Here is a 26,109-nt window from a genome sequence, read left to right on the forward strand (position 1 = left end):
CACAAGGCGGATGTATGCGATTTATCCCCAGATTCTCTATTTACTTTCCGTTTTCTTTAGATTAATATTACAGTGTAAAGCAAACGGTTCCACAGAGGAGGTTTTTTATGGCTGTCACCATTAAGGATGTTGCCAAAAAGGCCGGAGTATCGCCCTCTACCGTGTCCCGGGTGCTGTCCAATCACCCCAGAATCAGCGCGGAAACCTCGCGCAAAGTGAAGCTCATTATGGACCAGCTTGGCTACCATCCAAACATCATGGCCAAGAGTTTGGTCTCCAAAACGACAAACAGTATTTGCATCATGCTGCCAAAGTCCGCCGAGGAATTATTCTCGAACTTCTTCTTCATGGAACTGATCCGCGGCATCGTAACCCAGGCCAGCCGCCTAGGCTATGATGTGCTCATCAGCTCCGGAGCCAATGAGAAGGAAGAACTCGAAAGCGTCTCCAGACTTTTGAACGGACGCCGGGTGGACGGGGTCATTTTGCTGTATTCACGGCAGAACGATCCGGTGATCGATTTCCTCCATGAGGGGGGTCACCCGTTCGTGTTGATCGGACGCAGCGAGGAATATCCTGATATTTTAACGGTGGATAATGATAATATCCAGGCGTCATACGACGCCACAAAACATTTGATCGCCTTGGGACATGAACGAATCGGGTTCGTCAGCGGACCGCCGGAGCTCGTCGTCTCCAAAGACCGGTTGAAGGGCTATCAGGATGCGCTCAAAGATTCAGGCTTGGAGTGCCGGCCCGAATGGATTGTCGAAGGTGAGTTTTTACAGGACAGCGGCTATCGGGCCATGTCGTTCTTCATGAATCTTCCAGACCGTCCGACGGCTCTGGTCATGATTGACGATGTTGTAGCCTTTGGCGTGCTTCGCGGCTTGCATGAACTGAAATTCAAAGTGCCTGAAGATTTGTGCCTGGTCAGCTTCAACAATATCCCGCTGTCGGAGCTTTCTACGCCACCGCTCAGCAGCATGGATATCGGCATTTACAACTTAGGTTACACCGCTTCTCAGGTGTTGATTCAATCGATTCAAAACAACAGCGACAAGGTGTATCCGAAGCGGCAGATCATTCCGCACCGCCTGATCGTCCGCGATTCGTCCATGTATTCGGTCCCCAAGAAATCCTAAGGGACGCATGGACCTGTTGGTGAAAATAAATGGGAGCTGAAGCTTCCTTTATTTTTCACCTTTTGTTCAAACGTTTGCGCTAATCGATGACCTTACAGGAGGTTGGTTATGAATCCCATTCAAGCTTGTTTGTTTGACCTCGACGGCGTGCTCGTCGATACCGCGAAGTATCATTTTCTGGCCTGGAAACGGCTAGCTGCGGAACTTGGCTTTGAATTCACGGAACAGGATAATGAGAAGCTCAAGGGCGTAAGCCGCATGGCTTCGTTGGACATTTTGCTTGGTGTTGGCGGCCTTCAGCTGGAAGACAACGTGAAGCAGGAGCTGGCCGAACGCAAAAACAACTGGTACGTCGAATACATTTCCCGGATGGATGCGTCGGAAATTTTGCCGGGGGCGCTCGAGTTCCTGCAGCAATGCCGTGAAAACGGGCTGAAGACCGCACTGGGGTCGGCCAGCAAGAACGCGCCGATCATTTTGCAAAACACCGGGCTGACGCCGTACTTCGATGCGATTATCGACGGTACTCGCACTTCCAGCGCCAAACCCGACCCTGAGGTATTCCTGCTCGGCGCCTCGGAACTTGGCGTTCCCCCGGAAGCTTGCGTCGTATTTGAAGATGCGGAAGCCGGAATCGAAGCTGCTCGTCGTGCCGGCATGCGCTGCATCGGCATCGGATCGCCGGCAACGCTTGGCGACGCCAACCGAGTAGTCTCTTCGCTAGGCGACGTTTCGGTTGCCCTGCTTCAGCAGCTGGCTGCCGAGTAAGCATAAGAGGCCCATAGTACAGCTTCGAGCAACGTGACTCGCCATTCGCCAATAAAAAGCGAGTCTCTTACGGCGAATAGCTCTCGTTCTTTTTTTGCATAAATAATCTATTAGAAAGACTAAAGGAGCGGTTAGAGTGAAACAGTATTTAAAAGTGGATCCTTGGTCCATCCTGGAGGAATCCTTTGATCCGGCGAATCATGAAATTTCTGAAAGCATTTTCAGCATTGGCAACGGATATATGGGCCAGCGTGCAAACTTCGAGGAGCAATACAGCGGTCCTTCCCTGCAAGGCAGCTATATGGCCGGCGTGTATTATCCGGACAAAACGCGAGTGGGCTGGTGGAAAAATGGCTATCCCGAATACTTCGCCAAAGTGCTCAACAGCACCAACTGGATCGGCATCGGCGTGTTCGTGGACGGCGTGGCGCTGGATTTGGCCGAGTGTCAGGTCAAGGATTTCGTCCGCGAGCTCAACATGAAGGAAGGTACTCTCTCCCGCCGTTTTACCGCCGTCATGAAGGACGGCAAAGAACTGGCAGTGGAATCCGTGCGTTTCGTCAGCATCGTACGCCATGAAATCGGGGCGATCCGTTATGCCGTGACGCCGTTGAATTTCAGTGGTGAGCTTCGTTTTGCGCCTTATCTCGATGGGGATGTGAAGAACAAGGACTCCAACTATGAGGAGAAATTCTGGCTGGAGGTGGAGAAATCCGCCGGTGCCGACCTCTCCTACTTGACCGTGAAGACGAAAAAACTCGACTTCCACGTGACATCGATCATGGCGTTTGATGTGGAGCAAGGCGGGAAACGCCTGGAGCTGACTCCCGCGTTCCACGAACAGGAGAAATTCGTCTCCGCCGAAGTTGCCGTTACCGCTTCTGCGAACGAAACGGTTACGTTGTTCAAATATGTAGCGAATGTGACCTCTCGCGATCACGGATTGGGCGATCTGGTGAAGGCCGGAACGGAAGCGCTCCGCTCTGCGAAGCAAGCCGGGTTCGATACGCTGAAACGCGAGCAAGCCGAAGCCTGGGCAAAGAAATGGGAAATGAGCGACATCATCATCGACGGCGACGTATCGGCGCAACAGGCGATCCGCTTTAATATTTTCCAATTGAACCAAACCTACAGCGGCGAGGACGACCGTCTGAACATCGGACCGAAGGGCTTCACCGGGGAAAAATACGGCGGCAGCACCTACTGGGATACGGAAGCGTATTGCCTGCCGTTCTACCTCAGCACGGCCGAGTCCGACATCGCCCGCAATTTGCTGATCTACCGCTATAAACACTTGGAGAAAGCCAAGGAGAACGCTCGCAAGCTGGGCTTTACCAAAGGTGCGCTTTACCCGATGGTCACGATGAACGGCGAGGAATGCCACAACGAGTGGGAAATCACGTTCGAAGAAATCCATCGGAACGGGGCGATCGCTTACGCGATTTTTAACTACGTAAATTATACAGGCGATAAATCCTACCTGGGCGAATATGGCCTCGAGGTGCTCGTGGAAATCTCCCGCTTCTGGGAGCAACGCGTGAACTTCTCGCAGGCGAAGGGCAAATACGTGATGCTCGGCGTAACCGGACCTAACGAATACGAGAACAACGTCAACAACAACTGGTATACGAACCGGATCGCGGTCTGGACGATGGAATACACGCTGGAAGCGCTGGGCGAGGTCAAAGCACAGGATTCCGCACACTATCATGCACTGGTCGAAAAGCTGGGCCTGGAAGAAACGGAAACGAAGCAATGGCAGCACATCATCGACAACATGTATTACCCATACGATGAAGAGCGCGGCGTATTCCTGCAACAGGACGGCTTCCTCGACAAAGAGCTGATCGCTGTGAAGGATCTGGATCCGAAGCATCTGCCGATCAACCAGAACTGGTCTTGGGACCGGATCCTGCGTTCGTGCTTCATTAAGCAGGCTGACGTGCTGCAGGGCTTGTTCTTCCTCGGCGACCGTTATGACCTGGACACGAAGAAACGTAACTTCGACTTCTACGAGCCGATGACCGTCCACGAGTCCTCCCTCTCCCCTTGCGTGCATGCGATCCTCGCCTGCGAGCTTGGATATCAGGAGAAGGCGTACGAGATGTACCTGCGCACCGCGCGCCTGGACCTCGACAATTACAACAACGACACGGAAGACGGCTGCCATACGACCAGTATGGCCGGCACGTGGATGGCGATCGTGCAAGGCTTCGGCGGCCTGCGCGTGAACGACGGCGAGCTGGTGCTGCGTCCGTTCATCCCGTCCCACTGGACCTCGTTCTCGTTCAAGGTGATGTTCCGCGGTTCCCTGTTGCAAGTAAATGCAACCGAGGACAACATCATCGTTACGAACGAGTCGGATGCACCGGCGGCGATCCGCATCTACGACCAAAGCTACACGGTCGCGGCGAAGAGCCAAGTGCAAGCGCAGCGTCTGGAGCCTTCGGCGCTAAGCTAAACGATTGTAACAACCCCCATCGGCTTGGCCGTGGGGGTTGTTTTTTGTGTGAGGCGAGGCGTGTACGGCCCCGAGTGAAATAGCGGTAAAAAATGGCCTTATTTCTGGTGATTGGAGTTGCGATGAACAATTAACGGTAAAAAATGGCCTTATTTCTGTCCGACAGGGGCAAAACCGCCCATTTGGGGGCTCCTCTGGAGAAATAAGGCCATAAAATACCGCTATTTTGTTCAAAAGAGGCCCTTTCGCAGAAATAAGGGTATTTTTTACCCTTATTTGTTGGGGCCGCGGCAGCGTGGCGATGCCTGTAGCGGCCGAGCCACCTGGGCTGGACGCAGGCCAGCCCCCCAGCGCCGGGCTGCGCCGCGGCGCTAACCCAAGGGCCGCGGGGCTCCCGCCCCTGGCCCTTGCGCGGTTACCGCGGGACGGCGAGTACCACGACGCCGACCCCGCGAACCTCCAGCCGTGCCCCGGCTGGAGGCAACCCCGCTGCAGCGCCCGCAGCCGCTGCAGGGCTACCGCTCGCGCCCGCTTGCAGCGCGAGCACATGCTCGCCGCCGAACCGGACCTCCCACGGTCCGAGGGCGGGCAGCTCCAGCGACAACGCGCCGGGGTTCGCGTTGTAGAGCACGTACAGGTGGCGGTCCGGGTCGCCACCGGCGTGGTCGCGCAGCGTATACGCCACCGCATGGGGCGGCGCTGCTTCAAAGCGCAAGTGCGCGCGGATCTCGTCCGCCGTCCGCAGGCGGAACGCGGGATGCGCTCTGCGCAAAGCGATTAGGCTGCGCATATAGGACACGTCGTCCTGATGCGCAGCGCAGCGTTCCCAATCGAGCCAGTTGATCTCGATCGGCGATTTGTAGCTGTTCTCCACGCCGCCTTTCGAGCGCAGGAATTCCTGACCGGCGTGGAGGAACGGGACGCCCTGGCTCGTCAGCACGATCGCCGAGGCAAGCCGGTGCATCGCCCGGCGTTCGTCGTCCGAGGCGCCCGGCGTGGACAGCTCGATTTTGTCCCATAACGTGTGGTTATCATGGCATTCCACGTAGTTGACCGACTGAATCGGCTCAACGGCAAATTGTCGAAGCTCCGCCCCGTCATAGTCAATGCCCCCGGCTACGCCGCGCTTCACCCCGTCCTCGAAGCCTTCGCCGGCGCTGATGAATCCTTTGCGGTCAAAGATGAAAATATCCCCCTTCACCGCATCCCGCAGCCCATCATTAAACATGCCGATGCCCGGTACCTTCCCGGCGTTATCCTGGTTGGCCCGGCGCTCTTTGGGAAGCACCGTCTCCATCATCCAACCTTCGCCGATCGTCAGGATCGAAGGATCGATCTCGTCCAGTTGACGGCGAATTTCATTCATCGTCTCGATATCGATAAGTCCCATCAGATCGAAGCGGAACCCGTCGACATGGTATTCGCGTACCCAATGCAGGATCGAATCAACGATATATTTCGTCATCATCGGCCGTTCCGAGGCGCACTCATTCCCACAAAACGCTCCGTCCGAGAACGTCCGGTCCGCCTTGTACCGCAAATAATACCCCGGCACCAGCTTGGTAAAATGAATCAGGTACCCATCGTATACGTGGTTGTAAACCACGTCCATAATTACCCGGAGCCCGCGAGCATGCAGCGTCTGGATGAGGTGTTTCAGCTCGGCGATGCGGACAGCCGGAAGATAAGGGTCTGTGGCGTAGGAGCCTTCCGGCACATTATAGTTCTGCGGATCATACCCCCAGTTGTAATGGGGGGCATCCAGACGGCTTTCATCCACGCTCTCTCGGGAGTAATCGAAAATCGGCAGCAGTTGCACATGCGTTACGCCCAGCCCGGCGATGTGGTCGAGACCCGTCGGAATCCCGTCCGGCCCCCGAGTTCCTTCCTCAGCCAGGCCCAGGAATTTGCTCTTCTCGCGGATGCCGCTGCTAGGGTGAACCGACAGATCGCGAAGATGCAGCTCATAAATCACGGCATCCACCGACGATTCGAACGGCGGCTTCACATCTTGCTCCCATCCTTGCGGGTCGGTGCTCCGCAAATCGAGGATCGCCGCTTTCTCCCCGTTCACGCCCACTGCTCTTGCGTAAGGGTCCGCCGCCTCATTCCATTGCTTCCCAACCTTGACGCGATACGTATATAATAATCCCCGGCAATCTTCCGCTACCGTAAGAGTCCATGTCCCTTGTACATCCCGCTGCATCGGCAGCTCATTCACCGGCTTGCCGTCCCACCTGTCGTATAAAACAACCTTCGCCTCAGAAGCCGTTGGCGCCCATAAGCGAAACCGGGTTTGCTCCGGCGAATAAACCGCCCCCAGATCATCCCCATCATAGTCGAACTTCTCATCAAACTCGGCGTCAAACACCGAGATTCCCTCGGTGACCGCCAAATCTCCGTAATCGATGGTGCCTTGGTATTCTTTTTGTACCGACATCGTTCATCACTCCCATCCCGTCAAATTCGGCAGCACGTCTTCCGTATAAGCGCGAAGGATTTCGCCTACGCTCCAAGCCTGCGTAAAGCAACCGCGCCCGGTGCAGGCAAACTCCCCGTCAAAAATCTCGGCAATGCCGCCAAGTCCGCCGTCATGCATATGATCCTCAAACACGCTGCACATCTCCTTCGCCGTCCGTACGGCTTCCCGGCTGTAGCCATTCACTTTGCAATAGGCCGTGATGAACCCGCCAAGCGGGAACGCCCACGTCGTTCCCATATGATAGGCGCCGTCCCGATCGATCAGCTTGCCGATATAGCGAGGCTGGAACCGTGGGTCCCGGTTGGACAATGACCGAAGTCCATACGGCGTGTACAAATGCTGATACACCATTCCCACAACCGCCTTCTCCTGTTCCGGAGGCAGCATCGTAAACGGCAGCGATACCGCCCATATCTGGTTGGGCCGAATCGAGGGGTCATCTTCCAAGCCGCCGCCGTCTTGCGGCACGTCCACTACATCGTAAAGGCATTGATCCGCCTCGTTCCAGAACCTGCGGCAGAACGATTCCTGCACTATCTGTGCTAATTCATCATATGGCAGCTTATCCTCAAAACGTTCCGCTAAATGTGCCATGATCCGCAATGCGTTGTACCACAGCGCATTAATCTCCACCGGTTTGCCGTGCCGCGGCGTAACCACCCATTCGCCAACTCGCACGTCCATCCAGGTGACCTGATCGAGGCCCCCGCCGGCATGAATCAGCCCATCCTCATCCATTCCAATGGAAAAGTCCGTGCCGTCCCGGTAAGCAGCGATGATTTCCTTCAGCTTCGGATAGATTTTGTCGCGAATGAACCTGTAATCATCTTCCCCACCGGTATGTTTCAAATATTCATAGACGGAGTGAACATACCATAAGGAGGCGTCAACCGTGTTGTAAAGCGGCTCCTGACCGTCATCGGGGAACATGTTAGGGATGAGCCCGCGCCGCACGTAATGGGCAAAAGATTCCAAAATCTCACGGGCTTCCGCGAATCGTTTGGTTGCCAGCGCTACCCCTTGAAACGCAATCATCGTATCCCGACCCCAATCGGTGAACCAGGGGTACCCTGCCAGAACCGTCTTCAACCCGGTAGACTCCCGATCCACGATAAAATGATCCGCTGCCTCCACCAGGCGGTTGGCCAGCCGATCGCCGTAACCGGCCGTCTGTACGAGCTGCTCCATCCGTTTGCGGTATTCCCGCACGATCGTAAAGCCATCCTTTCCGTCCAGGGCCAATGGTTCAGTGGAGCATTTGAGATACACTCTCTTACGCTCATATGGCTCAACGGTCACCTGAATTTCATACGGCGTATAGTGATTGTCGATGCCCAGAAAACCGTTCCGGTTCTCGAAGGGGTAATAATGCCCTTCTTCGATGACATAATTCGGTGTCGCCATCGTTACGGGCAGCGTGGAACGATCCAGAAACTCCCCTTCCGAAGCCAGGAAAGAGATCGTCACCGCCGGATCCCGTTCGGGAATGAGCTGCAGCAACCGACCTTTCAGCTGCTTCTCGAAGCGTAAACTTCCTTTCTCGGACACATCCCCGGGCGAACGGTAATTAAACAGCGGAACCAGCTTGATTCGCGCCGGCTCCTTGCCCCCGGTGATGTCATAACAAACCGCGACCGTATTGTGGCCGTACTCCAGTGCGATCGTTTTGACGATACGCACGTCTTCGACCTGGTAATCGTATTCCGGCACAGTATCCAGCTTGAAGCGGCGCAGATGGCGTTGTCCGTTTTTTTGCCAGTTGATGTATTGTTGGGAAGTCAGGTCATAGCTGCGGTCACCGATGTCCACCTGCTCTTGCGAACGCGTAAACACCAGCATCCGGTTCACCGGCGCTTTCGCCGAAGCCACCAAATAACCATGCGACATCCGGTAACCGCCGCCCGGTACAGAATGATTGGCATATCCGCCGATGCCATTACCGATCAGCCACTCCCGCTCGTTCCCTTCCTCGATTGTCCTCCATGCGTTGCGTCCCAGGACATAGGCCCGATCGTTTGCCAACTCCTTGACGAAGGCACCGCCTTCCTCGATTGCTCCTTGCATGAACTCGTTCTCCATATGCCAAGCTCTCTCCTTCCGCTTTCCAGCGAAGCGAACAACTGCTCCAAACCAACGTTGCCCACGCTTAGGCTAGTAAACGTTTACTTTCCTCTATTTGCAGGATTATATCACCGTTTTTAAGGTTAGGTCAATCGTTTGCACAATCAGGTGAATCGAGCTTGGCAGGCATAGTCTACCCCTTCACCGCCCCGGCCGTAATCCCGGCGATAAAGTATCGCTGGAGCAGCAGAAACAGCAAAATAATCGGGAGCACGGCGATCAGCGAACCTGCGAACACGATGCCCCATTGCGTCGTATATTGCCCTTGAAAATTTGCCAACGCGATCGGCAATGTCCGTTTTAGCGGATCATTGATGATGGTCAGCGCCCAAGGGAATTCCTCCCACACCGTCAGTGCGTTAAAGATGGTGGCCGGAACAAATGCCGGCTTAGAGAGAGGCAAGATGATCGAAGCGAACAACGTCCAAGCGCCTCCTCCTTCCATCTCGACCGATTCATCGATGTCGCGGGAAATCGAGTCGAAGAAGCCCTTAAGCAGGAAGGTGGTAAACGGAATGGCGCCGGCAGCGTATACGACGATGAGTCCCCACCGCGAATCGAACAAACCGAGCTGACGAATCAGGACGAATTGGGGGATCAGCAGCGTCAAACTCGGGATTACCAAGCCGCCCATGATGATCGCAAAGCTCAGACCTTTTCCCTTAAAGTCAAAACGAGAGTAGGCAAAGGCCAGCATGGAAGACAGCAGAAAAATGAGCGCGAAGCTAGCCAACGTCACCCCAACGCTGTTCAACAAATACAGAGCGAAATTTTGGCTTCCCCAAGCCTCCCTGAAGTTGGACCAGGTCATTTCCGAAGGCAAAAACCGGGGTGGAAATTCGAATAGCAGAGTCATGGGTTTGAGCGCGGTCAAAAGCATATACACTAACGGGTAAATGGAGATTACTCCGCCCGCAACGAGCAAGACGTAGACGCAAAATGTTTTCAGCGAGCGCATATGGTTCGCCCCCTATTCCTGTTTCTTCAGACGGAACTGTACATACGTTAATCCGGCAATGATGACCGCAAACACGTAGGATAACGCCGATGCGTAGCCCAAATCGTATTCGGAGAACGCCTTTTGGTACATTCTCGTCAACATCACTTCGGTCTGGTGCAGCGGCCCGCCATTGGTAATGAGATAAACGGATGTAAACACATTAAACGCGCCGATGATCAACATCATTTGAATAAAAAACGTCGTATTTCGAATCGACGGCAGCGTAATATAACGGATTTGGTTCCAAGCGTTGCAGCCGTCTAAGGAGGCCGCCTCATATTGATCTTTGGGTACTCCCTGCAGTGCGGCCATGTAGATGACCATCGCCCAGCCGACCCCTTTCCAGATGCCCAGCGCCCCGATCACGATCATGGCTTTTCCCGGTTCGCTTAGCCAACTGATCGTACGGTCCGTAAGGTGAAGCATATCCGTAATCGCATAATTCAAAAAGCCTTGATCGGCAAATACATACTTAAAAATTAACGAGGCGACAACCCAAGACGTAATGACCGGCAAAAAGTAAAGCACCCGAAATGTTTTGGTCCCGGGACGGTTCTGGTAAAGCGCGTAAGCCACCAGAAACCCCAATATCATTTGGCCGGGTACGGAAATGATTCCGTAGATGAAAATGTTCCGGATCGAAATCCAGAAAACTTCATCCCCGAACACATGCTTGTAATTGTCCAATCCAACAAAATCAAGTTGATGAATGTTCGTGAGCCGAAAATCATAAAAACTGTAGATCAAATTCCGGATCAACGGGTAGAGAATAAATAGGGCAAAAAATAGAAATCCGGGCAAGAAGAACAAGTATCCAGCTGCTCCGTGTTTTTTGCGCATGTCGTGTTGACTCCTTCGTAGAAGGGAGCGCCTCCCATGCGGAAGACGCCCTCCCGAGAATTGACTAATCCTTTAACAAAGCATTGATGGCACTTGCAGCCGCATCCAGCTCCGTCTTCACATCCGCATCCGTCATGAAAATTTTGCTCATTGCATCGTTGATGACACCGTCGATTTGCGGCCAAGCGCTCACCGGAGGGCGCGCCTTTGCCGTCTTCAGTTGTTCAAGAAACGGCGGATAATAATCGATCGCCTTTACATCAGCATTCTCCATCGAAGCGAGATTGACTGGAATTTGGCCGATTTTGCCCATTTCGACCTGTGCGGCTTCCGATACCATGAACTTCACGAATTTCCAGGATTCCTCTTGCTTGTCTTTACTAAAGATCCCGATATCTTCTCCGCCCAGTACCTGAATAGATCCCGTTGACCCTTTTGGAAAGGAAGCCATTTCCACATCAAAATCAGGGAACTGCGACTGGAATTGGGCAACTGCCCACGGGCCTTCCGCCATCATGGCGTAGCTTCCGCTCGCATGTCCTTCCGTAACTGCAACATCTCCCGGCTTGAACCCGGAAATTTGTCCGGCTGCGAAAGCAGTTTTGAGTTTCGTGATAATGTCTACCGTAGCCGGGCTGTTCAAGTAGCCGTCAGCCGTCGTGAAGTCCGGCGAGAGCACGTCGCCCCCGTTGCTCCAAATCCACGGCAGGATATTCCAGCCTTGAAGGGCCGGTTCGCCGAACCCCCAGCTTTTTTCATACTTGCTTTTAATTTTGCCCAAGGCTTCAAAGAACTGTTCCGTGGTTTCCGGCGCTTGTTCTACTCCGCTTTGCGTCAGCATCTCCTTATTCCAGAACAAGACCTTGGTATTCGTATTTAAGGGAAGTCCGTAATAATGGTCGCCTACTTTAGCTGTCGAAAGAGGTCCTTCCAGCAGGCCGCCGGAAACCTCGGCAAAATCTTCGAATGCATCAAGCTGCTGCAGCAATCCGCTCTTCTGGAACTCCGGAACCCAGATGATATCCAACCGGGCTACGTCCGGCAATTCGCCGGCACTGCCGCTGATTTGCAATTTCTTATGCAGGTCCTCCCACGTGAAGGCAACAGGCTTGACCTTAATCCCGGGATTTTCCTCCTCAAATTTCGGGATGAGCACCTCTTTCAGCGTCTTCTCTTCCGGTGATGCGGTACTATAATGATGCCAGAACGTTAAAGTGACTTCCTTGTCGGGCTTTGTATCTCCCGAACCTGCGCTGTTAGCAGCCCCTTGCTTGTCCTTGGATCCGCAGCCTGCTAAGACCAAGATCACGGCAAGCAAAATTGGCAATAGTTTACTCCATTTATTTATCATAGGTCGATCTCCTTAATCCCGTTTTTGGAATACCATCGTTTCTCCGGGGCCAATCGTCGCCGGCAAGCGCCCGGTATCATCCGAATTATGAATGAAATACTCGACGTTCAAATCAAACCGCTTCAACACGGCGTCCAACTCCAACGGTTCCGGCGAAAAATTGATCAGCAGCACCGCTTCCCCAGATTCAGCGTAACGCCGAATGACGTAACACTCCGAACCTTCCCGGTATCTGAGTTCCGTGAGCCCGTGCTGCAACACCGGATTCGTCGTTTTACGACGAATCCAGCTGCGGAACTCCCTAAACAACGGTGTTTCCGCCGGGACGAGATGCCATGGCATACTTCCGCGGCATCCCGGATCATTCTCCCCGGTATTTCCCAGTTCGTCCCCGTAATAAACGGTAGGATTGCCCGGCAAGAAGAATTGAAATGCCAGTAGCTGCCGCAATTTGCTTTCGTCGTTCCCGCAGCGAGTCAAAATCCGCTCTGTGTCGTGGCTTCCCAGTAAGTTAAACATCTGATCTAGTTCTGCTAAGGAATAACGATGCAGTAAGTTCACAAGTCTGGAGTGGAACTCGGCAAGCGTCAGGGAGCGATCCAGGCAATAGTCGAACAAGGCCGTTCTCAGCTCATAGTTCATCACGCTGTCGACGCCACCGGACGCCATCAGGCGCTTGGCATCGTCCCAAATTTCTGCAATAATGATAGCGTTAGGATTTAATTTCTTGACATAGGATTTCAGCTCCCGCAAGAAGCTGATCTCCACCTCATCTGCGACATCGATTCTCCAGCCGTCGATCCCCGTCTCCTTCTGCCAAAAGGAAACGATATCGTATACGTATCGCTGAACATCGGGATTCGATGTCCGCAGCTTAGGCATCCATTGATAATAACCGACTGAGTCGTAACCGTCCTCGCTCCGTTGGATCGGGTATTGGTTAATATAGAACCAGTCTTTGTAAACCGAATCCTCCCCTTTTTGCACGACATCCTGAAAATAGGGATGATAGAATCCGCAATGATTGATAACAAGATCGAGGATCACCTTGATATCGCGTTCATGGCATTTTCGGACAAGCTCTTGCAGGTCATGCACCGTCCCGAATTGCGGATCGATTTGAAAGTAATCCACCGTGTCGTATTTATGATTCGACGTGGCCGCAAATATAGGATTCAGATACAGCGCGTTAATGCCCAAACCACTCAAATAATCCAATTGTTGAATGATGCCTCGCAGATCACCTCCCATGTAATTGTCCCGGGTCGGCACGCTCCCCCAGGGTTCCGTAGAGTCCGGGTCATTTCCGGGATCCCCGTTACAGAATCGTTCAGGGAAGATCTGATACCAAACCCGTTCCTTGATCCATACCGGAGAACTCACCACATCGCGATCTCCCGCATAAGCGAAGGAATAGCTACCTTTGGTTCCCTCGGACTTTTGCAATCCCTCGGCACCCAGCCAATAGGATTCCCCCTTTTCTTCAAACTCGAATTTATATTGAAGGTACCGAATGCGAGATTCCATACCCGTCAATATCGTACGATAATACTTGAATTCTCCCGATTCCGCCCACAGCGTCATCGTTTGCTTTCGGATGCCGTACTCCGGTTTATATTTATTCCAGTAGTTTAACGTCACCTGAGCAGCCTCGGCAGGAAGCTTCAGGCGAACTTCCAGCTCGTTAAGAGAAATTAGGGTAGCATCCACTACCGGTTCGTGATACAGATATTGGGTCATCAACTTATTACCTCTTATGTTTAGTTTGTTCAATCATTTTCCGATTTGCGTCCGAATCGATATGGATGGCGGAACTCCCGGTTCTTTATTCATCAACGAAAATAACATTTGGGCCGCCTGCTTTCCCATCATTTCCAGATCAATTTCCACGAAATGCACCGGGTATTTCAGGTATTTGGACATCGGGAAGCTATCGAATGTAGCCAAAGCAAGCTCCGCTAGTAGAGGATTGCCGTTCTCCCAGTCCAATATCTCAAAAAGCTGTTCATGCGTGCAGCAGATCAAAGCATCGGGCCGTTGCCCTTCAGATGCATATTCCTGAGGATCATGAAACGATTTTAAAAGATCGGCATGCTCAATCACCTGAGCTTCCAAATGATGTTGCCGCATCGCTTCCCGATAACCGGTCAGGCGATCGGACAGGAATTTGTCCCGCAGAGCGGCTGACCCGCCGGCATAAATCATGATGCTACGGCAGCCTAAATTCAACAGATGCTCGGTCAAGACCCGGCCGGCCTGAACGTTGTCGATATCCACCCAAGGTACGTCCACTTGAGGCAGCGTGTTTTCTCCGGACACCACAAAAGGCATATTATGTTTGGCAAGCAGTTCATAATTCCGCTCATTGAGCAATGTATTGGGAATAATGACGCCGTCAACCCGGTGCTCAACCACCACGCGCTCAAACGTGGATCTGTCGCTTTTCCCGTCATGATCGCTCATCATTAGGAACATGTGATCACGATCGTATACAACCTCTTCAATTCCCTGAAGGACTTTGTAAAAAAACGGGTTGGCATAGGCCTGTTTATTGGTGTAGTCAAAACAAAAGCCGACCGTAAACGTCTTGTTCGTCGCCAATCCGCGCGCGATGGAATTGGGGACATAGTTATACTGCTTCATGATGTCTTCGACCTTCTTCCGGGTTTTCTCGGAAATGTTCCGATTCCCGTTAATCACCCGCGATACGGTCGCCTTATTTACACCCGCCAAAATTGCAATTTCCTGAATAGTTATCTTAGACACGATTGATCTCTCCTTAACCTGCAACCGGTTGCATAACTTATTATACAAAACGCTTTCATTCTTGGCAAGCCTGGTTTTTTCGTACCGTTCCCTTCCGGAGTGGACCTATGGCAGGGCAAAAAAAGTCGCCCAGGAGTGTGCTCCTGAGCGACTTTTTCATAAACCATGGCAGCGAAGACTACGCCGCCTTCCCTCCGATAACCTCCAAATCCTTAAGCATCAGCTTGGCGAAGCTTTCCTTAATAGTCAGGCCGCTTTGGACGTTAATGGTCAACTTCAGCGCTTTCAGTTTAATGTCGCGCTCCAGCGAAGTTTTCGCTTTTTGCAGAGAAGTAATTTGAGCTAGCAGGCTAGTGGCCGTGCCTTTGGTTTTGAAATAGCCGTGCTCCTTGCCCAAATCCACCAGTTCGTCCAGATGGGCAATGTCGATCGTAACCTTGAACGCAAACTCCACCGTAGCGGTATGTCCCGCCGCATCCGTTGCTTGAACCGCCAGCTTGTGCGTGCCGACCGCCAGGGAGAACGGAACGATTTCCGCGATCCCCGAGATGCTGCGACCGTCAAGCCGGTAGGCCGTAGATTTCGAGCCGCTGACCGCGTCATGGACGGCAATGGTGAACGGAACGCTCGAAGCAACCTGCAGGACTTGACTGTCTCCCCCGAACGTCACTTCGGGCGCCAGGCGATCTACATTGATATACAGCGACTTGGAGGCTTCCTGGTTCCCCGCCTTATCCATGGAGCGGTATTCAATGGTATACTTGCCGTCGGCCGTCAGTACCAGCGGATCGGCATAGGAAGTCCACTCCCCGCCATTCACCCGGAACTCGGTCCGGTCCAATCCGCTGCCTCCTTCATCCTCCGCATAAAAAGCCACGGTGACTTCCGTTTGGTTATAAACGTCAGCGCCTTCAATCCCCGTAATATTGCTTTCCGTCACCGGAGCGGTTAGATCCGCTTCCACCGCGCTAGGCACAACGTGGGCCAAGGCGAGCGGCTTCAGTTGGTACGTTCCCCGGAACACCGAAGCGATTCCGCTAATATCCACGCGCGTGCCTGCAGGGTACAACGCCGTAAAAGCATCCATCGCCGCACCGGTTCTCCCGTCGAAGCGTACACGCGTCGAACTCCCGTCATCCCGGACGGCGTTGAATTCAAAAGAACCGGTTGGCACGGCAGCGACAACGTCACGCACCTCCACGTTCGTTAAGGTGATGAATTGCCCTTGATTGGCGTCCGTCACCGCCTCTTGGACTAACGGCTGCGGCAGCGGGGCCGTGCCTAGCTTTTCGATCAGCACCGGATTCTCCAGCTCCACTTCACCGTTGTACAACGTTCGGGTTGCGCTGATTCGGACCAGATCTCCGGCATGGTAACCCGCTGCCGTTTGAAAGACATAAACTCCAGCCGTCTCGTCCTGTAAATAAAAACCCTGACCGCCGAACACACCCGGCTCGGAGGTAATCACCCCCTGTGCCGTAACAACCGTCCCTTCCGCCGCCCCGCGAATCGCAGCTATCGTGCTCAGCTCCGGCACCGGCGGATGATCGCCTGGCAAAGGCTCGGCATCCACGTTTGCAATTTCGATTTGCTTCGTGATCTCATTCGCACTGCCTTGCTTCAAACGCAAATTGGCGCTTGTGGCCGTCACCCCCGGTTTCAGCTGTACAGTCAAGTCTTTGGATGCATGCCCTTGGGCGTTACCCGTGAAAGAAAACGCCGGACTGTAGTTGTAATCCGACCAGCTGCCGTCGGCATTCTTGAACCGGGCAATTTGCTCTCCGCCCGCTAAGTAAATGCCCACGCGCAAATCGGACTCCGTCTGCCCCGGTGTCAAGCCGTCCGCCGTTACACGGAGTTGGAACTCCTGCTGGCTTGGCAGCTGCGTTTGATGTACGAAAGCAAACACCGGCTCCGTTTCTGGCGCTTGCGACGAGCCGTAAGATCCCGGTTTGAAGGTCGCCGGATCATACCATTTGTATCCGGCGGCCGGCTGCGACCAAGGTTCCGGCTGCGGTTCCGTTGTGGCGGCTGGTTCCTCGTCAGCACCCACCACCGTCGGCACGTCCAGCGTTAATCCCGGTACCTCGCCAAAGGAGGTGTAGTTCTCGTCGTACGCCAGCCATTTCACGGTTTGCACCAGGAACAAGCCGTCGTCGACTTCCTTGAATCCGTCATACGTCGTTTTCTTTTGGCCATTCTCTTCCCGCACGTATTTCGGCGTTGCATCTTCTACCGGCGAAGAATCGCCGATAAAGGCCGCTTTGCCGAGGCCTAGCTTGGCGATGGCAGCATAAGGACCTTCCGCCCGGCCGCCTCCGTCATAGACTCCTTCGTCAACCGCATTCCCCCAAGCCGGAACGCCGGTCGGGACGTAGACAAGCCCCTTGGCTTTCTGTGGATCAAGAATCGCCACGGTTGACCCCGCATGCATGGCGACGGCTTCTACACCGGCCGTGATACCAAACGATTGCGACGGGGTGACGATATCTGCTGCATTGACGTCGCCAAGAGCGTTATAACGGAAACGAACGCCAAAGTTATCGGCCAACCAGTCGGAGCTATTCAATCCCTGCATCGCAGGCGAGTTTGCTTCCTCGGCCGTCATCCCCTTGGCTGGATTTTCATAAGCTCCACGGCGATAGCCGTTAAACACCTCTGAAGCGTCCCAGCGGTTCTTGTTTCGGTCGGCATTATAATGGTCCGAGACGAAGAAAACGGCTCCGCCATTTTCCACGTATTGTACCAACGTCGCTTGTTCAGTTGCTTTGAAGGGTACGTTCGCTTCGGGAATAACGAAGACATCGTAAGGTTGCAAAGCCTCGTAGGTGATCGCCGTTTCCCCAAAATGGTAGGGGCTCGGGCGATCCAGCGACTCTACCGCAAAACCAGCCGCCCGCAGTCCCTCGGCAAAATCCGAGAACCCCCCATCGATAACCCAGTCCGCTGCGCCGGCGGTTTGGCCGTGAGCATTGTCAAACAGCACCTTCTTGCCGGTACCGTCCGGTAACTGCGGAGTTTCACCCGGATCCGGTCCTTGGCCGGGATCCTCGCCAGGGTCTTCGCCGGGATCTTCCGGTTGAGTCTGTGATAATGAAATTGTCGATACGCTTTTTAACCCTGGAAAATTGTTGTATGCCGCAAGAGATCCCGATACGACCACCGATTTCCCGATCAAATCCGGATGGCTTTGCAGACCGAACTCCGCTCTTAAGCCGGAAGGCACCTGAACATCAATGAGCTTGGCTTTGTCCCGCTCCCCGGCCGCATCGGCAATGAGAAAGTTGAAGTCGTTTCCGAAGGGAGCGTCGAAATCCGCGGTGAGTGAACCCGTCGCATGACCAACGATAATACCGGCCACTTCGACAGCTTCACCGCTATTCCCTTTCGCGATCGCTGCAGCAACGCTGAGCGAATCGGCTGCAACCTGCAGGGATGCCTCAACGCTGTCCGGTGCTGTGCCAGCTTCCGAAACCGCCTCGGTCTGCGGTACACCTCCATCCGATAGATCGGACGGCAACTCGCTGCCCGGCACTTGTACTTCCGAATCAAGCGGCTGCCCCGCACCGTCATCAACGGTTCTTTCCGTTACTTCCGCCGCTATTGACGGATCGGCAGACTGCGCTGCCGCCTGTGGTGCCCATCCCGGCAGACCGGTTGCGATCATCGCTCCGGCCAATAAGAGACTCAGCCATCTGTTGCGCCTAGCTTTGACGTTGCCCTTACCCATAGTCATCGATTCCTCCCTATTCGCCTATTAATTGGACTACCCTCTCATCATATTTATTATAAAATTGCAGATTATTTCCTTGTCGTAAAAATAATGTAAAATCACCGATTCTGGACATTTTGAGCTAAAAGACATACAAGTCTAAACCCAACGCCTTGATCCTCCGATAAACATCTCAGGTATAGTTCTTCCGAACTATACGAAAACCATCTACGAAGTTATCTGGACGGAGGCTGTCTATGTACTGCACCAACTGTGGGAATGTCCTACATGAAGAAGATCGTTTTTGCGCTAGTTGCGGTTCCCCGGCGAAGCCGAGCAGTGAAAGGGAGGATATCCTGCTCACCCAACTCTTCCCCCCGTTAAATCCTCAACAAGGACGAAACACGAAAGAATTCGGAGTCTCGGAGGAGGATCTGAGAAGCTTTGTGGGGCGCCGAGCAGAATCCTACTTGCAGAAATGGCGGGAAGATAACCGCTGGAATTGGCCGGCTTTTCTATTCGGTGGATATTGGCTGTTATACCGTGGAATGTATTTATATTTACTTCTATATCTGGTTGCAAGCTCGCTTGTGATGAACATTGCCGGACCTCTGCTTTTTTCGAATTCAGGAAGCACCTTTTCGGGCGGAATGGTGGTGACCGTGCTTACCGTATATTTAGCTATCAAAATCGGTTTGGCTATTACCGCGAATCGACTTTATCTAAGCCAGGCCAAACGTAAAATCAACGTACTTTATCAACGGTATCCTTCGGATCCTGTCACCCGTGAAGAGAAAATCGTATTAGCCGGGGAAACCAGCCTGTACATTCCAATCGCACTGGCAGTTCTCCCGTTATTAGTCGCCCTCGTATTCGGAGCGTTCACTTACCTCCATTACTATAAACAAGTCCAAACTGAATTCGAACAACTGCAGGAATAGGCGTGAGTCCCCGCTCGCAAGGAAAAACAGCACAGCACCACCTCAGTTCTCCCTATACAGTGGTCTTAGCCCGGCTTTCCGGAGAACGGCTTAAATGGGAGTGAGCTCTGCCGATATGTTTCGTTCGTTAAAAACAGCTGTTATTCTTACCGCCGGCTTAAGTTTACTTGGTCTAAGCGGTTGTATGGCTTCTTGGTCCTCGGATGGCCCGCCCATGAAGTTGCAGGCGGGACAGCCGTTAACCCTGTACGTCGCCACCGATATCCATTACCTAAGCCCCCGCCTGCATGATGATGGGGAGGCCTTTCATACCTATATCCAAGCCGGAGACGGCAAGCAACTGAGCTACATCGACCCGATGAGCGAAGCCTTCGCCGAGGAAGTTAAAGAGAAGAACCCGGCCGCCCTGATCTTGAGCGGCGATCTAACCAACAACGGGGAGAAAGCTAGCCACGAGGACCTGGCCGCCAAACTGAAGAAGATTGAAGCCGCAGGAACTCAAGTCTACGTGATTCCCGGTAACCATGATCTTTCGAATCCTTGGGCACGCCGGTTCAAGGGCAATTCGCAATACAAAACTGAAGCAATTACGCCGGAGCAGTTCGTCGAGATTTACGAGGCTTTCGGGTATCATGAAGCCATTTCCAGAGATACATCGACTTTAAGTTATTTGGCTAAGGTATCTCCCGATCTTTGGTTACTGATGCTCGATACAAGCCAGTACGATCTAAACGAGTTCGCCGGCTTTCCCCAGACCGACGGGGAGATTCCATCCGCCACACAAGAATGGATCAAGGAATGCACCCGGCTCGCCGCTGAGGATGGCGCCCGCATTGTGACCGTAATGCACCATAACCTGGTCGACCACAGCACCGTACCCATCAAAGGGTTTACACTCAACAACAGTAAAGAAATAAACCACTTATTTGAGAAGCTGCGTCTTAATCTTGTATTGTCGGGCCACATCCATATTCAAGATATCCGCCAGACGAATCACGGCCTCTACGATATTGCGACCAGTGCCTTCAGCGTCTATCCGCATCAATACGGTGTGCTGCAATACGATCCGACCGGAAGGACGATCGAGTATGAATCCACTCAGGTCGATGTAGAGGCATGGGCCCGTAAACGGCAGGTATCAGACGGGAACCTGACGGGTTTCGCGGAATACAGCCGCAAGTTTTTCGCTGAGCATTCTTATAACAAGGCTTATGCCTCCTTGGGGGAGCTCCCTTTATCCGAAGCGGATAAGACGTTGATGGCACGGACCATGTCGGACATCAACCTGCTGTATTTCGCGGGCAGGGCCGCATCGGGGCCCGAACGTGAGCGCCTGCTAGCCTCGCAAGGCTATCGATTATGGGAGAAGGCCGATTCGACCTTTCTGCAAGGGTATGTCCAAAGCATGCTAGAACCGAAATCTCCACACAACACCAAGCTGCAAATGACGTTGCAAGGCGGATTGGAGTAGCCCTAACCTCTTCGTACCATTGAGCGGTGACATCGTGTCACCCTCATCCATCCTGAAACTTTAAAAATGGGCACGGCTCCTTGATCCAAGGTCCGTGCCCATTTCCGTATCCGTATATGTTCCTATACCGCTCCCGCTTTCTCGATCATACCCCTGGCGATCCACACGCCGGCCGCTCCCGCCTGGGCCAGCCCGCGGGTAATCCCCGCGCCGTCACCGCCGCAGAACAAACCGCCGATCTCGGTTTCCAGCGATTCGCTCAGCTTCGGCCGGGCCGAGTAGAATTTCGCTTCCACGCCGTAGAACAACGTATGCTCGGAGGCGATGCCCGGCGTCACCTTGTCGAGCGCCTCGACCATTTCGATCAGACTCTTCATCGTATTGTACGGCAGCACAAGCCCGAGGTCGCCCGGCACCGCTTCCTTGAGCGTGGGTTCAAGGAAGCCTTCCGAAATCCGGGCGGCCGTGGAACGGCGGCCCCGCAGAATATCACCGTATTTTTGCACGATCACCCCACCGCTGGACAAATCGTTGGCACGCTGGCAGATTTCCCGCGCGTACTCGTTTGGCTTATCGAACGGTTCGGTAAACCGGTGCGAAACGAGGAGCGCAAAGTTGGTATTCCTTGAACCCAGCGCCGGGTCTTTGTAAGAGTGGCCGTTGGCCGCCATGACGCCGCTGTGGTTCTCAACCACGACATGTCCGGACGGATTGCTGCAGAACGTACGAACTCGCGTGCCGACCGACGTGTTATAGATAAATTTCCCTTCATACAGATGCTCGTTGATCTCCCGCATGACCACGTCAGAGGTTTCCACGCGGACCCCAACGTCTACCTGATTGTTCGTCATCTTCAGCCGGCGCTTCTTAAGGATGTCGGTCAGCCAGGCCGAGCCGTCACGGCCCGGAGCTACCATCACCAGGTCGGCCTCATAGGTATCGCCGTTCTTTAGCGTAATGCCCCGAACTTGGTGGCTTCCGTCGATTTTTTCCGTGATCAGATCCTCGACCTCCGCCTTAAACAACATATCGACGCGGGTATTCAGATATTCGTAGATCGATTTCAAAATCTCCAGGTTCTGCTCGGTCCCCAGATGCCGTACCTGTGCCCGAAGCAGCTTCAGTCCCGCTGCGTAACCCCGTTGTTCGATCTCCCGCACGGCCTCCGTCATCGGATCGGTAACCGCGGTTGTCGCCCCGTGCTCCAAATTGATCGAGTCGACGTATTGGATCAAGTCCAGCACCTTGGACGGCGCGATATAATCGCTCAGCCAACCGCCAAATTCCGTCGTGATATTAAATTTCCCGTCGCTGTAGGCTCCGGCCCCGCCAAACCCCGCGGTAATGGAGCAGGCCGGCAGGCAGCCGGCAAATTCCTTGCGCCCGGCCGCAGGCGGGCAAAGCGTGATTTTCTCCTCCAAGATCGGACAGCGGCGGCGATAAATATCATGCCCCTTGTCCACCAGGAGCACCTTCCAATGCGGCGCTTTACGGGTCAGTTCATAACAGGCGAAAATCCCGGCAGGTCCCGCCCCCACCACAATGACATCGTATTTACTCATCTGTATCCTCCTGAGGCGATATGAATTCATGCCATAAACATAAAAATTCCCGACCACTCATAGGTATGCGAATGCACCCTATTCGTAGTCAGGAATTTATGGTTCCTTGTAGAGACCCTCAATCCATATTACTGAGGATATACGAATTCGATAGTTTCTTTTAGTCTTGTCTGTGCTTCAGAACAATCTGAGTATAAGTGAAATAAACGGATGAGTCAAGGTGGTTTTTTATTTAATATTCGTGTTTTGTTGATTATTACGTGCGACTAATTACATTTTACAATAATAATAATATAAAACACGAACATTATAACCGAATAACCCCGACTTTTTACCTAGGGCAAAATTCGCGTTCCTATGGGGTTGTATTATATAATAGTGATAGTTTTATGCCTTTATATTTAAAAATTGAGGAGTAGATGCATCGAATGGACAGTGACAGGCAATTGGTATTAAATTTATTTTTAGTCGCGATTCTCATCGCGCTCACGGCATTTTTCGTGGCGGTCGAATTTGCGATCGTCCGCGTCCGGGGCAGCCGGGTTGATCAATTGATAGCGGAGGGACGTAAAGGAGCCCTCGCCGTCAAACAGGTCACCTCTAATCTGGACGGATTTCTATCGGCTTGCCAGCTCGGAATCACGATTACCGCGCTGGGACTTGGATGGCTTGGAGAACCAACGGTGGAGAGCATGCTGCATCCGTTGTTCCATCGCCTGGAGGTACCCGAGACCGTTGGCAGCGCGCTCTCTTTTATTATTGCGTTTGTCGTCATCACGTATTTCCACGTTGTTGTGGGCGAGCTGGCTCCCAAGACGGTGGCGATTCGCAAAGCGGAAGAAATTGCTATTCTTACGGCCAAGCCTTTGATTCTATTTACGAAGGTTATGCGCCCTTTCATCTGGGCCTTGAACGGATCGGCCAACCAACTGGTGCGCCTGTTTGGCGTCAAGCCAGCTTCCGAACATGAAGAAGCGCACTCGGAGGAAGAACTGCAAATCATCATCAATGAAAGCTTCGAAAGCGGCAAAATCAATCAGAGCGAATTTGGCTACGTAAACCGGATTTTTGCATTTGATAATTTGCTCGCCAAGGAAATAATGGTACCTCGCACCGACATGGTGTGTTTATATACGGACAAGACGCGCCAGGAGAACCTGGATATCATTCGGGAGCAGCAATATACCCGTTTTCCCGTCGTCGAAGGCAGCAAGGATAACATTATCGGCATCGTGAATACGAAGCAGTTTTTCCTGGCTTACGAGGGCAATCCGAACGTCGGTTTCGCCGCTCTGCTGCAGCCGGCGATGACGGTTTCGGAAGTCACCCCGGTGAACGAACTGCTGAAGAAAATGCAGCAGGAAGGCACCCATATGGCGATTCTGATCGACGAATATGGAGGAACAGCCGGCTTGGTGGCGCTTGAGGACATTCTTGAGGAGCTCGTCGGTGAAATCCGCGACGAATTCGATAAGGAAGAGGAAGATCCGATCGTTCAGTTGGATGAGTCACATGTGGTCGCCCTTGGCACGGTGACGGTGAATCAGATCAATGACGTACTTTTGACCGACTTGAGTACCGAGGAAGTCGATACGATCGGCGGCTGGCTCTATGGCATGAACCCGTCTATGGACGTTGGGGAAACGCTGGAGCATGAAGATTTGACGTTTAAGCTGCTAGAAAAGGAACCGCATCGTTTCAAGAAACTCGAAATCGTTAGGCACGACGCCTAAGGCAGGCGTAAGAAAGCGCGAGCGCAGAGGGAATCTCTGCAGGCTCGCGCTTTTTGGGTTTATGTGACCTAAGACTACTGCGGCCAGCGCCGTCTCAACTCCGCCAGTTCTTCGTCAGGAGGTGTTTCCCCGCCGTACCGTACTTGGTAGTATAGCCGAAGCAACGGGCTTAATGCGGCATCCGAGTCCACTCGGACCCGACTGTTCTCCCTCTCCGAATTCCCCGCGCCAAAGCTGAAACGCCGTCTCCCGGGTCTGGTCGCTTTCGTGGCTTCGGACTTCTGCCCTGTTTCCAACCTTAACTCCTGCACTATTTCCTGCGGCGTCAGATAGGGCTTCACCGGATATCCGCGCTCCTGCTCCTCCCGCAAAAATAAACGATACAAGTAACGAACCCGTTCCCGGTTATCCTTCATTTCCTCCCAACGCTCAGGCGACTTCCCGGAACGCAGCAGGCGGGCTCCCATCTTGCGCCATCCTTGCAGAGTAGACTCCCAAGTGAACAGGCTCGTCTCCTCGTCGAGGTAAGCTGCTTGCTCCGGCGTAGCGCTTTCCCGACGCAACAGGGAGAGCAAGCGGTCGATTGCCTTGCGCCAGATCCCGCCGGCGTTCTTGTAGAGCCAATACAGTGCGAAGCCCAGCAGTGCGGCTATGATCAAGCCACCGAAAGCATAAAAGGCAAAATTGAGGATGCGCGACAGCAGATCCGAATCGTGAGTTTCCACCGGGATCATAGGCTCCAGCGGCTGAACCTCCACCTCCGGCTGCTCCAACGGTGCGGGTTCTTTCGGTTGCCTAAGCAGCCAGCGTACGACCGCTCTTAGCCATCCTAATAGCAGGCTGCCGATCCAGCGACCGGCTCCGGCCGCTAGCAGCAAGGCAAGTGCAATGATGACGCCGACGAACAAGCGGTTATGCCGGCGGAGACCCGCAGGCAGGCGTTCTCCCGAATCACCGGAATGCGAGCTGTAGCGTAAATACTGGTGGTTGGTTACGAACAGGGCGGTGGCCAAGCTGAATACACCGGTCCAGGTAATCAACGGGACAGTTCCTTGAAGCGCCTCGATTCGCGGGAAAAAGATCCCCGCAAGGAAATAAAGACCAAGCCCGGCCCAATACAGTCGAAAGCTACCTTGGCGATTGCGGACCGCCATCCCCTGCAGCGGGCAGAGCACGCCGGCGGCAAGCAGCGCGGCGGTTTGCAAGAGAAAGGCAGCGACGGAGGGCACGTTGCCGTAGCCAAGCGCCCCCACTCCGCCGGCCCAGGCGAAGGCGGCCGCGGCAAAGGCCAAGCCGAACCCGAGGGCCACCGCCCCGCGTTGCCACAGCTTATGGAGGCGCGGGCCAGTCAGGACGCCGGCTAGTGACAACAATGGCAACAACCCCAACCCCGCTACCGGGAACTCCGGCGGCCGGAGAAAAGCCGCGAACAAAATCCAAGCCGGCAACAGCAGCACGTATTCCATCAGGCAACCTAACCCTATCCGCAGCGTCTGCACAAGGTAAGCGGATTCATTTTCCCCGTCACGTTGGTGATCGTCGGCGCGTTCTCTCTTCCCGGCCAGTTCGCGGTCCCGTTCGTCGTATTCGTCCCTGTTGCTCATCCCGATATCCCTCCCGATCTCCCTGCGAGCGCATCTTCCTTCTTCCCCTCCGACCGGAAGATACTCTTCTTCATTAGCTTCATCATACCACAGGGCAAGGTGCTGCGGGCGTTGCTGAAGCCGACGCAAAAAAAGAACCCCGCTCCTCTCGC

The 26,109-nt window shown here is 53.7% G+C and carries 16 protein-coding genes, 1 pseudogene and 1 riboswitch; of the genes and pseudogenes, 7 read left to right on the forward strand and 10 right to left on the reverse strand.

From position 1 onward, the window contains the following. Positions 1-107 precede the first annotated feature (107 nt). The 3 genes from IM700_RS03020 to IM700_RS03030 all read left to right on the forward strand — a co-directional run bounded on the left by IM700_RS03020 (position 108) and on the right by IM700_RS03030 (position 4,374). Positions 108-1,145, forward strand: coding sequence for a LacI family DNA-binding transcriptional regulator (locus tag IM700_RS03020; protein WP_155607488.1), 1,038 nt, complete (start codon positions 108-110; stop codon positions 1,143-1,145). A gap of 108 nt (positions 1,146-1,253) precedes the next feature. After that, on the forward strand, positions 1,254-1,913 hold the full coding sequence (gene pgmB / locus IM700_RS03025) for a beta-phosphoglucomutase (protein WP_155607489.1): 660 nt from the start codon (positions 1,254-1,256) through the stop codon (positions 1,911-1,913). A gap of 136 nt (positions 1,914-2,049) precedes the next feature. After that, positions 2,050-4,374, forward strand: coding sequence for a family 65 glycosyl hydrolase domain-containing protein (locus IM700_RS03030; protein WP_193416739.1), 2,325 nt, complete (start codon positions 2,050-2,052; stop codon positions 4,372-4,374). A 415-nt stretch (positions 4,375-4,789) separates the two neighbouring features. Here IM700_RS03030 and pulA read toward each other — a convergent pair whose 3' ends face one another. The 8 genes from pulA to IM700_RS03070 all read right to left on the reverse strand — a co-directional run bounded on the left by pulA (position 4,790) and on the right by IM700_RS03070 (position 18,664). Next, a complete protein-coding gene (gene pulA, locus IM700_RS03035; RefSeq protein ID WP_193416740.1) occupies positions 4,790-6,814 on the reverse strand; it encodes a type I pullulanase in 2,025 nt (674 codons plus the stop codon). Positions 6,815-6,820: 6 nt separating this feature from the next. Further along, on the reverse strand, positions 6,821-8,935 hold the full coding sequence (locus IM700_RS03040) for an amylo-alpha-1,6-glucosidase (RefSeq protein ID WP_204801112.1): 2,115 nt from the start codon (positions 8,933-8,935) through the stop codon (positions 6,821-6,823). Between the two features lie 175 nt (positions 8,936-9,110). Then, positions 9,111-9,935 (reverse strand): carbohydrate ABC transporter permease, encoded by an 825-nt coding sequence (locus IM700_RS03045; RefSeq protein ID WP_155607491.1) that lies wholly within the window; start codon positions 9,933-9,935, stop codon positions 9,111-9,113. 12 nt (positions 9,936-9,947) lie between these two features. Continuing rightward, positions 9,948-10,817 (reverse strand): carbohydrate ABC transporter permease, encoded by an 870-nt coding sequence (locus IM700_RS03050; protein ID WP_155607492.1) that lies wholly within the window; start codon positions 10,815-10,817, stop codon positions 9,948-9,950. Positions 10,818-10,881: 64 nt separating this feature from the next. Next, the gene (locus tag IM700_RS03055) at positions 10,882-12,168 is read right to left on the reverse strand and encodes an extracellular solute-binding protein (RefSeq protein WP_155607493.1); all 1,287 of its coding nucleotides are present in this window, start codon (positions 12,166-12,168) and stop codon (positions 10,882-10,884) included. 12 nt (positions 12,169-12,180) lie between these two features. Beyond that, on the reverse strand, positions 12,181-13,908 hold the full coding sequence (locus IM700_RS03060; protein ID WP_193416741.1) for a glycoside hydrolase family 13 protein: 1,728 nt from the start codon (positions 13,906-13,908) through the stop codon (positions 12,181-12,183). 33 nt (positions 13,909-13,941) lie between these two features. Continuing rightward, positions 13,942-14,934 (reverse strand): LacI family DNA-binding transcriptional regulator, encoded by a 993-nt coding sequence (locus IM700_RS03065; protein ID WP_167521258.1) that lies wholly within the window; start codon positions 14,932-14,934, stop codon positions 13,942-13,944. A 178-nt stretch (positions 14,935-15,112) separates the two neighbouring features. Continuing rightward, entirely contained in the window at positions 15,113-18,664 is a 3,552-nt protein-coding gene (locus IM700_RS03070; RefSeq protein ID WP_193416874.1) for a DUF6359 domain-containing protein, read from the reverse strand. Between the two features lie 239 nt (positions 18,665-18,903). On the opposite strand from IM700_RS03070, the pseudogene IM700_RS23525 reads away from it, so the two are divergent. The 3 genes and pseudogenes from IM700_RS23525 to IM700_RS03080 all read left to right on the forward strand — a co-directional run. Then, positions 18,904-18,966: pseudogene (locus IM700_RS23525) on the forward strand (zinc-ribbon domain-containing protein); the annotation flags it as partial. Positions 18,967-19,092: 126 nt separating this feature from the next. Beyond that, complete coding sequence (locus IM700_RS03075; RefSeq protein ID WP_193416742.1) at positions 19,093-19,587, forward strand: DUF2628 domain-containing protein; 495 nt, start codon at positions 19,093-19,095, stop codon at positions 19,585-19,587. A gap of 214 nt (positions 19,588-19,801) precedes the next feature. After that, entirely contained in the window at positions 19,802-21,058 is a 1,257-nt protein-coding gene (locus tag IM700_RS03080) for a metallophosphoesterase (protein WP_193416743.1), read from the forward strand. A gap of 122 nt (positions 21,059-21,180) precedes the next feature. Here the strand turns inward: IM700_RS03080 and IM700_RS03085 are convergent, their stop codons facing one another. Further along, complete coding sequence (locus tag IM700_RS03085; RefSeq protein WP_193416744.1) at positions 21,181-22,620, reverse strand: NAD(P)/FAD-dependent oxidoreductase; 1,440 nt, start codon at positions 22,618-22,620, stop codon at positions 21,181-21,183. A 65-nt stretch (positions 22,621-22,685) separates the two neighbouring features. Then, positions 22,686-22,785, reverse strand: a riboswitch (purine riboswitch). A gap of 263 nt (positions 22,786-23,048) precedes the next feature. Between IM700_RS03085 and IM700_RS03090 the strand changes: the two genes are divergently transcribed. Beyond that, positions 23,049-24,353 (forward strand): hemolysin family protein, encoded by a 1,305-nt coding sequence (locus IM700_RS03090; RefSeq protein WP_155607499.1) that lies wholly within the window; start codon positions 23,049-23,051, stop codon positions 24,351-24,353. Positions 24,354-24,427: 74 nt separating this feature from the next. Here the strand turns inward: IM700_RS03090 and IM700_RS03095 are convergent, their stop codons facing one another. Next, positions 24,428-25,957 (reverse strand): DUF4129 domain-containing protein, encoded by a 1,530-nt coding sequence (locus IM700_RS03095; protein ID WP_193416745.1) that lies wholly within the window; start codon positions 25,955-25,957, stop codon positions 24,428-24,430. Between the last annotated feature and the right edge of the window lie 152 nt (positions 25,958-26,109).

Origin of the sequence: Paenibacillus rhizolycopersici, assembly GCF_014947195.2 — a bacterium.
Lineage (GTDB): Bacteria > Bacillota > Bacilli > Paenibacillales > Paenibacillaceae > Fontibacillus > Fontibacillus rhizolycopersici.

Bases quoted from the DNA above. Each gene is read 5' to 3' on its own strand.
- pulA (WP_193416740.1), bottom strand. From the start codon at position 6,814: ATGTCGGTACAAAAAGAATACCAAGGCACCATCGATTACGGAGATTTG.
- IM700_RS03050 (WP_155607492.1), bottom strand. From the start codon at position 10,817: ATGCGCAAAAAACACGGAGCAGCTGGATACTTGTTCTTCTTGCCCGGA.
- IM700_RS03090 (WP_155607499.1), top strand. From the start codon at position 23,049: ATGGACAGTGACAGGCAATTGGTATTAAATTTATTTTTAGTCGCGATT.
- IM700_RS03070 (WP_193416874.1), bottom strand. From the start codon at position 18,664: ATGGGTAAGGGCAACGTCAAAGCTAGGCGCAACAGATGGCTGAGTCTC.
- IM700_RS03055 (WP_155607493.1), bottom strand. From the start codon at position 12,168: ATGATAAATAAATGGAGTAAACTATTGCCAATTTTGCTTGCCGTGATC.
- IM700_RS03060 (WP_193416741.1), bottom strand. From the start codon at position 13,908: ATGACCCAATATCTGTATCACGAACCGGTAGTGGATGCTACCCTAATT.
- IM700_RS03040 (WP_204801112.1), bottom strand. From the start codon at position 8,935: ATGGAGAACGAGTTCATGCAAGGAGCAATCGAGGAAGGCGGTGCCTTC.
- pgmB (WP_155607489.1), top strand. From the start codon at position 1,254: ATGAATCCCATTCAAGCTTGTTTGTTTGACCTCGACGGCGTGCTCGTC.
- IM700_RS03095 (WP_193416745.1), bottom strand. From the start codon at position 25,957: ATGAGCAACAGGGACGAATACGACGAACGGGACCGCGAACTGGCCGGG.
- IM700_RS03085 (WP_193416744.1), bottom strand. From the start codon at position 22,620: ATGAGTAAATACGATGTCATTGTGGTGGGGGCGGGACCTGCCGGGATT.
- IM700_RS03020 (WP_155607488.1), top strand. From the start codon at position 108: ATGGCTGTCACCATTAAGGATGTTGCCAAAAAGGCCGGAGTATCGCCC.
- IM700_RS03080 (WP_193416743.1), top strand. From the start codon at position 19,802: ATGAAGTTGCAGGCGGGACAGCCGTTAACCCTGTACGTCGCCACCGAT.
- IM700_RS03045 (WP_155607491.1), bottom strand. From the start codon at position 9,935: ATGCGCTCGCTGAAAACATTTTGCGTCTACGTCTTGCTCGTTGCGGGC.